8 protein-coding genes are annotated in these 9,928 nt (G+C 73.9%); 3 read left to right on the top strand and 5 right to left on the bottom strand.

Annotated features, from left to right (window positions below):
* Positions 1-222 precede the first annotated feature (222 nt).
* From secD to ACFVVA_RS32800, 5 genes are all read right to left on the bottom strand, one after another.
* Complete coding sequence (secD, locus tag ACFVVA_RS32820) at positions 223-2,556, bottom strand: protein translocase subunit SecD (RefSeq protein ID WP_387694397.1); 2,334 nt, start codon at positions 2,554-2,556, stop codon at positions 223-225.
* Positions 2,557-2,733: 177 nt separating this feature from the next.
* The gene (locus ACFVVA_RS32815) at positions 2,734-3,144 is read right to left on the bottom strand and encodes a hypothetical protein (protein ID WP_387694396.1); all 411 of its coding nucleotides are present in this window, start codon (positions 3,142-3,144) and stop codon (positions 2,734-2,736) included.
* A gap of 780 nt (positions 3,145-3,924) precedes the next feature.
* Positions 3,925-4,161, bottom strand: coding sequence for a hypothetical protein (locus ACFVVA_RS32810; RefSeq protein ID WP_387694395.1), 237 nt, complete (start codon positions 4,159-4,161; stop codon positions 3,925-3,927).
* A 217-nt stretch (positions 4,162-4,378) separates the two neighbouring features.
* On the bottom strand, positions 4,379-5,230 hold the full coding sequence (locus ACFVVA_RS32805; protein WP_387694394.1) for an NAD(P)H-binding protein: 852 nt from the start codon (positions 5,228-5,230) through the stop codon (positions 4,379-4,381).
* Positions 5,231-5,477: 247 nt separating this feature from the next.
* Positions 5,478-6,359: an SDR family oxidoreductase gene (locus tag ACFVVA_RS32800; RefSeq protein WP_387694393.1), complete on the bottom strand. Its 882-nt coding sequence runs from the start codon at positions 6,357-6,359 to the stop codon at positions 5,478-5,480.
* Positions 6,360-6,445: 86 nt separating this feature from the next.
* Here ACFVVA_RS32800 and ACFVVA_RS32795 point away from each other — a divergent pair, with 86 nt between their 5' ends.
* From ACFVVA_RS32795 to ACFVVA_RS32785, 3 genes are all read left to right on the top strand, one after another.
* Entirely contained in the window at positions 6,446-7,024 is a 579-nt protein-coding gene (locus ACFVVA_RS32795) for a TetR/AcrR family transcriptional regulator (protein WP_387694392.1), read from the top strand.
* A 218-nt stretch (positions 7,025-7,242) separates the two neighbouring features.
* The gene (locus ACFVVA_RS32790; protein ID WP_387694391.1) at positions 7,243-8,229 is read left to right on the top strand and encodes an FG-GAP-like repeat-containing protein; all 987 of its coding nucleotides are present in this window, start codon (positions 7,243-7,245) and stop codon (positions 8,227-8,229) included.
* Between the two features lie 95 nt (positions 8,230-8,324).
* Complete coding sequence (locus ACFVVA_RS32785; RefSeq protein ID WP_387694390.1) at positions 8,325-9,893, top strand: FG-GAP-like repeat-containing protein; 1,569 nt, start codon at positions 8,325-8,327, stop codon at positions 9,891-9,893.
* The last annotated feature ends 35 nt before the right edge of the window (positions 9,894-9,928 follow it).

The following is a 9,928-nucleotide window of genomic DNA, read 5'->3' as shown; positions in this document are numbered from 1 at the left end:
AGGTCGGTTCGAAGAAATTTTCCGCGGACTTCGCCCGGAACGCCGAAAGGCGCCGTGACCAGGGGAGATCCCCGGTCACGGCGCCTCGACGGCCCTGCGGCGGCACGTACGACAGGTCGAGCCCATGGCGCGGTCAGCGCGCAACAGCCCTCCCCGGCGCGGCCGGCCGACCGCACTCGGCCGGCCGGTCGCGAAACGCACAGCCTTCCCAACCGGCGCCGCTCAGACCACCGCCCCGTTGTGGTCGCGCCCCCGCGCCGCGCCCGCCGCGTGAGGCGTCCGTGCCTCCCTCGCCTCCCGCGGCTGGTCCGGGAACCGCTCCTGGAGCAGCACGACCACCGGCATCGCGGTGAACACCGTCGACGCCGTGCCCATCAGGACCCCGGCCAACAGCGCCACCGAGAAGTCGGCGAGCGAGTCGCCGCCGAGGGCCGCCAGGGCCACCAGGACGAACAGCGCCCCCATGCCGGTGTTCACCGTCCGGGGGAGGGTCTGCGCCACGGCGCGGTCCGCGAGGTCCGCCCAGCTCGCCTTCGTCCCGGTCCGGCGCAGCTCGCGCAGCCGGTCCAGGACCACCACCGTGTCGTTGACCGAGTACCCGACGATGGTGAGCAGCGCGGCGAGGAAGACGCTGTCCACCGGCTTGCCCAGCCAGGCGAAGAGGCCGAGGACGAGCAGCAGGTCCTGCGCCATCGCGAGGACCGCGGCGGCCGCGAAGGCCCACCGGAAGCGGATCGTGAGGTAGAGCAGCTGGGCGCCGACCGCGAGCCCGAGCGCGGCCAGCGCGTAGCCCCGCAGCTCGCTGCCGAGGCTCGGCCCGATCAACTCGTCGCGCTCCACGGACAGTTCGCCGGTGACGCCGGTGAGCGCCGCCCGGATGCGCTGCTGCTGGTCGTCGCCGGTCTCCTTGGTGCGGACGGACACGCCGGTGTCGCCGGTGGTCTGCACCACGGCCTGCGGGAACCCGGCGCCGACCACCGCCGCGCGGGCGGCGTCCGCGTCGACCCGCTGCGCGGCGGTGTACTGCGCCACCCGGCCCCCGGTGAACTCGACGCCGAAGTCCAGGCCGCGCCCGCCGATCCCGGCCAGGGCGAGCAGCAGCAGGCCGGCGCAGGCGCCCAGCCAGCGCCGCCGGTGGCGCATCAGCCGGGGCGGCCGCCGGGTCAGCCGGGTCCGGAGCCGGCCGACGGTGGCCATGCCGGTCAGGGTGGGCCGCCGGACGACGGCGGGCCGGCGCACCGCCCACTCGGCGAGCAGCCGGGTGATCAGCATCGCCGAGAACATCGAGGCCAGCACGCCGATCGAGAGCGTCACCCCGAAGCCCTTGACCGGGCCGGTGGCGAACACGAAGAGCAGACCGGCGGCGAGCAGCGTCGTCACGTTGGAATCGGCCACCGCGCTCCACGCCTTCGCGAACCCGACGCGGAGCGGACGCCGCAGGTCGCGCTCCTTGCCGGGGCCGGCCGCCCGAGGAGCGGTGTACTCCTCCCTGGCCCGTTCGAAGACCAGCACGTTGGCGTCCACCGCCATGCCGATGGCGAGCACGAAGCCGGCCAGCCCGGGCAGGGTGAGCGTCGTACCGAGCGCGACCACGGCGGCGTACGAGATCAGCCCGTAGAGGGCGAGAGCGACGGTGGCCAGCACGCCGAGCAGGCGGTACACCGCGATGATGAAGGCCCCGGTGCAGAGCAGGCCGACGGCCGCGGCCAGGGCGCTGGCCCGGATCGCCTCGGCGCCGAGGGTGGGACCGACGGTGCTCTGCTCGATCACCGTCACCGGGACGGGCAGGGCGCCGCCCTTGACCAGGGCGGCGAGGTCGCGGGCCTCGTCGGCCGAGAAGCCGCCGGTGATCTGCGTCGAACCGCCGGTGATCCCCTGCCCGCAGAGCACGCTCTCCTGGACACCGGGGGCGGACAGGACACGGTCGTCGAGCACGATGGCGACCCGGCGGGCGGGGTCGGCGGGCGCGGCGCACGCCGCCTCCCCGGTGAGCCGGGCCCAGGCGTCGCCGGCCGAGCCGCGGAAGGAGAGGTCGACGCTCCAGCCGAGGCCCGTCCGGGTGTCGAGGACGGCCGAGGCGTCCTTGACGCCGTCGCCGGTCAGCGCCGGCGGGCCCAGCCGCAGGTGGCCGCCGGGGAGGCCGGGGTCGGCGAGGACCCGGGAGCCGTCCGCCGAGGGGGGTCCGGCCGGGCCGTCGGCGGTCGCGACGACGGGGTGGAAGGTGAGCTGGGCGGTGCGGCCGATGACCCCGGCGGCCTCGCGGGGGTCCTGGACGCCGGGGAGTTCGACGACGATGCGCCGCTCCCCGGCGCGGGCGAGCGAGGGTTCGACGACGCCGAGGCCGTCGACCCGGCGGCGCAGCACCTCCAGCGCCCGGTCGGTGGCGTCCGCGTCGGCGCGGGCGGTGGGCGAGTCCTGGGTCTCCAGGACGATCCGGGTGCCGCCGCGCAGGTCGAGGCCGAGGCGGGGCGGGGTGGTCAGGGCGATGTAGAGCGAGACACCGACGACGGCGAGCGCGACGAGCGCGCGCCAGAACGCGGTACGGCGAGAAGGCATGGGTACTCCACGGGCGGTCCGCGGGAGCCGGGCGTCCTCGGGGGGACGCCGCACCCGGGACGGGCGGACGCGAGGGGACGGCGCGCCGCCGGGAACACTCCGGGTACGGTGGCCGGAGGCCTCCCGTCCGGGCCGCGGGCAGGCCGCGGCACCCGGGTCGGCGGGCGCGATGGGACGTCAGCTGGACCGGGTGGAGGGGGGACCGCGGGTGTGGCGGGGGTCGTAGCGGTCGGACGGCGGCGCCCGCTCCTGGCGCGGCCCCGCGGCGTACAGCCCGGGCCGGAACCGGGGGGCGTCCGTCCGGGCGACCGGAAGCACGGCCGGCGGGAGCGCGGGCAGCCGGACACCGGGCTCGGCGGCGGCCGTCTGCCGCTGGGCGACGTCGGAGCCGGGACGGTCCGCGGAGCGCCGGACCTCCGCGCCCGCCGGACCGAGCCGTACGGCGGCCGAGGCGGCCGGGGCAGTGACGGCGGGCGGCGCACCGAGGGCCGGCTGCGCCGCGCCCGTTGCCGTGCCGAGGAGGACCTGGCAGACGGCCCAGGCCGCGAGGAACGCCCAGGACAGCGCGGCCGCCGCGGTCCGACGCACGCGTCGCTCCACTCCGGCCCCCTCCCCGCTCGTGCCGTCACCCGGTCCCGTCCGCAAGAAGCTCTCACTGTAGGCGACGGCGCAGCCGCATGGGGAAGTTCGGGCGGCGGACCGGAGCGGAGCGGACCGGCGGGGCCGGGGTCACGGTCCGGCGGGGGCCCGCACGGTGCTCTCCATCAGTTGGCCTCCTCTGCAGTGCCGCCCGCGCACCGCACAGGGGCAGGCGGTCATTTTCGGCATCGGTGGCGAGCTGTCAGTTTTCTCCGGGCCGCCTCCGCGCAGGCGGGGCCGATAAGCGGGAGTCTCGTCCGTGGATCGTGTCGGACCAACTGTGGAAACCGATCGAGCCGTTGTCGTACCGACGGCCGGGGCGTCCTTCGGCGGGGTGCTCGTCCCGGCCTCCCGAGCAGTGGGAGGCCGGGCCCTTCGAGCTCCCCCGAAGCACGCTCGCCGAGCGCCCGCCACCACCGGAGACCGAGGTGGCGGCGTCCAGGCACCGTACGCAGCACGGCCTCATTCGGCATGTGGATGAGCGGCACGATGCCCCACCGGCGCTGCACCTCGTTCTTGGTCCTTCGCAGGTTGCGCGGCTCGGGCTGGGCCTCGTCCGGGGTGAGCCGGATCGCCCCGGACTTCCGCTCGGCGATGTCCCGCCAGCTCGGCTTGGGCATCCGGTCGTTCAGCAGGGTCGGCTCGGTGGTCATCTGCTCGCGCAGCTCGTCGACGAAGACGGCGGCGTCCATCGGGTGGTCGACGGCGTACGGCGGCGGATCCGCTCGGTCAGGTCCGGCTTGCGCCGGCTGAGGCTCTCCGTACGCCGTTGCGGATCCAGTGCCGGTTGCCGGCACATGCCAGCGCCGGACCGACGAGCATGGACAGCATCCACAGAGCGACGCTGGCGGGTGAGTAGATGTAGTACTGCCATCGATTCGGCAGCAGTGCCGGCAGGAGAAGGAGCGCGATCAGTGTCGCCCAGGTCGTGAGCACAGTGATCACTGCGCGCGACGCCACATCCACACCGTTTCCTGGTGCCACGTGTCCCCCTGGCCGAGTTCGGAGCGGATCCCGGAGCGGATCCAGCCCATCAAGTTTGAACGTGTTCAATATAGTAGCGCGGCTGCGGGGCGGTCGGCGGCCGGTGCTGCCGACCGCCCCGCACGGGGTGCTGGCCAGGGCGGCGGAAACCGGAGTGCGGAGCAGGGCGGGCCCCGTACGGCCGGTCGGCGCGACGGGCTCAGCGGAAGTCGTCGGCGTGGTCGACGGCCCACTGGGCGTAGGTGTGTGCCGGAGCGCCGGTGATCTTTTCGGCGATGGCGGAGGTCGTGGCCGCGACGCCGTCGGCGGCGGCCCACTGGCTCACGATCGCCTCGGCCACGACCGGATGCATGGTTCTGGCGACTTCCGCGCGAGCCTGCTCGTCGGAGATGTGTTCAACCCGGATGTGACGGCCGATGGCCTCGCCGATGTGCTCGACCTGGCGTTGCAGGGTCAGGGACTCTGCCCCGTAGACGGTGTAGGCCTGGTGCGAGTGGCCCGGTTCGGTCAGGGCGGTCACCGCCAGCGCCGCGATGCCCTTCTCGTGCACCGGTGCCGACTGTGCGAGTGGACGGGGAAGGCGGACGACGTTGTCGGTGCGGATCGATTCGGCCCACCAGGTGCGGGTGTTGGTCGCGAAGGTCCCCGGCCTGAGGAACGTCCAGTCCATGCCGGACCGTTGGACGGCCTGCTCGATCGTGCGGTTCAGGCGGGTGACCGGGTGGTCGGCGTCGGGATCCAGGACGACCGACACCGACGAGAGCAGGACCACCTGCCGGATCCCCGCGGCCGCGGCCGCAGCGGTGACCTTCTCGATGTCGTAGGGCTTCCGGGGGTCGAGCATTCCGTACAGGAACACCTTGTCGGCACCGTCGAGCGCTGCGGGGAGCGTCTCGGGACGCTCCAGGTCGGCGACGACTGCTTCGCACCCGGGCGTCGAGCCCCCGCCCGGGGTCCGGCTGACCGCTCTGACCTGCTCACCGGCGGCCAGCAGGCCACCGGCCACATGACGACCGACGTTGCCGCGGGCGCCGAATACGACTGCCACCATGATGGAACCTCCTGCTTGTTGTGGAGATGAATTGCCGCACGGGCGCGGGTGGTGCGGGATGCGGGATGCGTCGCTGCCACGCGGCCGGCTCGGTCCCGGCGGCGGGGGCCGCGGGGGCATCGGCGCCGGTGCGGGAACGGGTCGGGAGCCGCTGTGCGCCGACCTCGGGATGCGCCGACCGCGGGATTCGCGGATGCGCGGATGCGCGGATGCGGGATGTCGCTGCGACGGGAGTGTCGGTCGCCGGTCAGGGCTGGATGTTCTCCAGGTCCTCCAGAAGGCCGGGGTGCCTCGGCTTCCAGCCGAGCGCCTGCCGGGTGCTGGTGCTGGACGAGGGCTGGTCGGCCCTGAAGATCGGGCCGAGCGGGCCGTAGGTCTCCTCCGGCACCGACGCGACCGGCAGGCCCAGTCGTCGGCCGATGACGGCCGCGATGTCCCGTACCTGGTCTCCCTCGTCGGCCACGGCGTGCCAGGCGGTACCGGCCGGCGCCTGCTCCAGGGCGAGCCGGAAGAGAACGGCCGCGTCGAGCGCGTGGACGGCGGGCCAGCGCTGGGTGCCGTCGCCGGGGTAGCCGGAGATCCCGCTCCGGCGTGCGATGTCGGTCAGCAGGCCGGCGAACCCGCCCGTGCCCTCGTTGTGAACCGTGCGGGGCAGGCGTACGGACGTGCTCCGGACCCCGCGCGAGGCCAGGCCCAGGATCGTGGTGACCGTGCGACCGCGGCCGCCGACCGGCCCGTCGGTGGGCACCGGGTCGGTCTCGGTGGAGGCGCGGCCCGGCACCCAGGGCGTACCCGAGACGGTGACCAGGGGGCGGTCGCTGCCGACGAGTTCCTCGCCGAGGGTGGTGAGGGCGGCGGTCTCCTCGGCGATGTTCCGGGCGAGGGCCTCGGGGCTGCTGAAGTCGTTGCCGAAGGCCAGGTGGATCACCCCGTCGGCCCGGGCGGCGCCGGAGCGCAGGGCGTCCAGGTCGGCGAGGCCTCCCCGCAGCGGCTCGGCGCCGGCCGCCTCGGCGGCCCGTGCGGAGGCGTCGGAGCGGGCGAGGGCGAGGACGGTGTGGCCGTGGCCGAGGAGTTCGGTGACGACGGCGGAACCGATCAGACCGGTGCCGCCGGTGACGAAGACGCGCATGGAACCCTCCCAGAAGTGATGGGACTCTTATCCCATCACCGTAGCAGAGTGATGGGACAAGAGTCCCATCGCGTATGCTGAACTCCATGGGTCGATGGGAACCAGGTGCGCGTGAACGCCTCGTCGTGGCCGCGGTCGACCTGTTCACGGAGCAGGGGTACGACGCCACCACGGTCGCGCAGATCGCCGAGCGTGCCGGGGTCACCAAGAGCACCTTCTTCCGGCACTTCCCCGACAAGCGCGAGCTGCTGGTCGCCGGGCAGGAGACGCTGAGCCGGCTGCTGGCCGAGGGGATCGCCGACGCGCCCGGTGACGCCAGCCCGCTCGAGGCGGTCGCCGCCGGTCTCGAACGCGCCTCGACCGCGATGGGCCCCGGGAGTCGCGAGCTCGCCCCCCGCCTGAAGGCCGCCGTCGCCGCCAGCGCCGAGCTGCAGGAGCGCGACACCCTCAAGACCGTCAGCCTCGCGGCCGCGATGACAACCGCTCTGATCGCCCGCGGTGTACCCGACCCGACCGCGGCCCTCGCGGGCGAGCTGGGCGTCCTCGCCTTCAAGCGGGGGTACGCCGAATGGGCCGAGGACGACCGCGGCGCCGAGGGCGAGCTCGCCGGGTACACCCTGGCCGCCCTGAACGAACTGCGCGCGGCGAGCGCATCGCTGGGCTGACCGGACGAGCACCGTCCAACGCCGGCGCGGTGGACGAGAAGCGGACAAGCATCCCCAGGTCGTCCGGTACCACCGCCCCGCCCGCAACGGACGGCGGTTGGGGCGTTGTTGGGCCGCTGTTGGCCCGCCCTGCCAGCCTCCTGGTCGTCCCCGCGTGACCGCCCCCCCGCAGCGAAAGCCCGGGGCCGGGCGCGCTCCCGACACCAGAGGCAGGACACGTGAAAACCGCAACCCTCCGACTCCGCCGCATCGGGGCGGCCCTGACCGTGGTCGCCATGACGCTGACCGGCCTGACGGTCTCCGTGGGGCAGGCGTCCGCGCATCCCTACTACGCGTTCGAGATCCAGAACCAGGCGACGGGCCTGTGCATCGAGGCGTCGTCCGACGTGAACCCGTACCAGATGGAGCTCCACCCCTGCGGCAGCAGCGAAGACCAGTGGTTCGGCGTCAGCGACCACAACCACCTCGTCGACCTCAACACCCGCGGCTCCTGCCTGGCGGCCGACTCCTACGGCAACGCCCTGTCCGTGGGCCGCAACACCGGCGACTACAACCTCGCCTGGCAGTTCGGCTCCACCGAGGGCGACTGGACGACCATCAACAGCCCCAATGGCTGCTACCTGAAGATCCTCAACGGGCAGACCCCGGCGTGCATGCCGGGCTTCCAGGGCAGCAACGCCCAGTGGCGCATGATCAGGAGGGTCCCGGACCACCACGCCGGCACGGACGCGGGCACGGGCCGGGTGAAGTGGGCGGACTTCGACGGCGACGGCAAGGCCGACTACATCACCGTCGGCTCCAACGGCGCGGTCAACGTCTGGCTGAACCGCGGCGGCGACACCGGCGGCGGCTGGGCCAACTACGGCCAGACCGCCTCGGGCCTGACCACCGACCCCAGCCGGGTGCGCCTCGCCGACATCGACTGCGACGGCCGGGCGGACTACAGTGCCATCGGCGCCAACGGTTCGATCATCACCTACCTGAACCGTGGCGGCGACGGCCACGGCGGCTGGGCCGACCACGGCCAGATCGCCACCGGGACCACCACCGACCAGAACGCGGTCGTCCTCGCCGACTTCACCGGTGACCACAGGGTCGACTACATCTCCACCAACCCGAACAACTCGGTCAGCGCCTACCGCAACGACGGTGGCGACGGCCACGGCGGGTGGACCAGCCTCGGCCAGGTCGCCGCCGGCGCCTGAGCCGCGTCACCGCCGTGACCCGGGGGCTTCGGTCCGTCAGCCGAAGCCTCCGCTCCCACATCGACCATCACCACACCTACGCCCTGGGGGGAACCTTGAAACGCATCCTGCTGCTCGGCCTGAGCACCGCACTGGGCGTGGCCGGCGTGGCCGCCGCCCCGGCCGCGCCGGCCGCACACGCCGCGCCGGCGGCCGCCACCGTCACGACCGCGGTGCCCTCGCTGCGCGTCATGCCGCTGGGAGACTCGATCACCGCGGGCGCCGGCAGCCCGACCGGATCGTCCTACCGGGCCCCGCTGTGGAGCCTGGTCGCCGGCCAGTCCCGCTATGCCGTGCGCTACGTCGGCTCCCAGGCCGGCGGGCAGCTGCCCGGCCTCGCCCATGAGGGCCACTCCGGCTTCATGATCGACGACATCCGCGCCGGGATCGACCAGTGGCTCGCCGAGGCCCGCCCGGACGTCGTCCTGCTGCACATCGGGGTGAACGACCTCGACCGCAGCACCGACCCGGTCCATGCGCCCGAGCGCCTCAAGGCCCTCCTCGACCGGATCTTCGCGGACCGGCCCGGCGTCTCGGTGGTCATGGAGGGCGTGATCCCGACGACCCAGGGTCTCCAGGTCCCGCCGTCCACCTTCAACGACCGGGCCCGGCAGCTGCAGGCGGTCGAGGCCCAGGCGGGGAACAGCTTCCGCTACGTGGACCCGCCGGCCCTGACGCCCTCCGGGATGGCCGACCGCCTCCACCCCAACGACAGCGGCTTCCAGCGGATGGCGCAGGCCTTCTTCACGGGACTGGACCAGGCGTACTCCGCCGGCGCGGCCAAGGCGTCCGTGGCGTCCAACGCCGCCAACGACTCGGGCGGGCTGGGCCACGTCCGGTACGCGGACTTCGACGGTGACGGCAGGGTCGACTACATCGCCGTCGGCGCCAACGGCGCGGTCGACGTCTGGCTGAACCGGGGCGGTGACGGGCGCGGCGGCTGGCAGCCCGCCGGCCGGGTCGCCACGGGGACCACCGCGGACGTCGGCCGGGTGCGCTTCGCCGACTTCGACGGCGACGGCAGGGCCGACTACGAGGTGGTCAACCCGGACGGCTCGGTGCACGTCTGGCTGAACAAGGGCGGTGACGGGCAAGGGGGCTGGCAGGACTACGGTCAGGTCGCCCTCGGTCTCACGACCGACGCCGCCCGGGTGAAGCTCGCGGATTTCGACGGTGACGGCAGGGCCGACTACGAGGTCGTCAACGCGGACGGCTCGGTGCAGGTCCACCTCAACCGGGGCGGCGACGGGCACGGCGGCTGGCAGCCCCTCGGCCAGGTGGCCACCGGGCTCACCACCGACCCCGGCCGCGTCCGCCTCGCGGACTTCGACGGTGACGGGAAGGTCGACTACGCCGTCGTCGATTCCGGCGGCGCCGTACGGGTCTGGCTGAACCGTGGCGGCGACCCCGGCGGCGGCTGGGTGGCCCTCGGCCAGATCGCCTCCGGCGTGACGGCGGATCAGGACAAGGTCCAGTTCGCCGACTTCAACGGCGGTGGCAACGCGGACTACGTCCTCACCGACACGCCGTCCAACGCCGCCCACGTCTACACCTGGAACGGCGGCGACGGCCACGGGGGCTGGAACGACCTCGGCCAGGTGGCCACCGGCGTGCCCACCGGCTGACCGTACGGCCGGCGCCGCCCGGGGGCCTCGACCCT

Origin of the sequence: Kitasatospora sp. NPDC058048 (genome assembly GCF_042885555.1) — a bacterium.
GTDB classification, from domain to species: domain Bacteria; phylum Actinomycetota; class Actinomycetes; order Streptomycetales; family Streptomycetaceae; genus Kitasatospora; species Kitasatospora lactacystinica.
This window is presented reverse-complemented; position numbering and strand designations above follow the sequence as displayed.

What these genes read in the sequence shown, in the direction of transcription:
- secD (WP_387694397.1), bottom strand. Translation starts at nt 2,556, where the DNA reads ATGCCTTCTCGCCGTACCGCGTTCTGGCGCGCGCTCGTCGCGCTCGCC.
- ACFVVA_RS32805 (WP_387694394.1), bottom strand. Translation starts at nt 5,230, where the DNA reads ATGGTGGCAGTCGTATTCGGCGCCCGCGGCAACGTCGGTCGTCATGTG.
- ACFVVA_RS32800 (WP_387694393.1), bottom strand. Translation starts at nt 6,359, where the DNA reads ATGCGCGTCTTCGTCACCGGCGGCACCGGTCTGATCGGTTCCGCCGTC.
- ACFVVA_RS32795 (WP_387694392.1), top strand. Translation starts at nt 6,446, where the DNA reads ATGGGTCGATGGGAACCAGGTGCGCGTGAACGCCTCGTCGTGGCCGCG.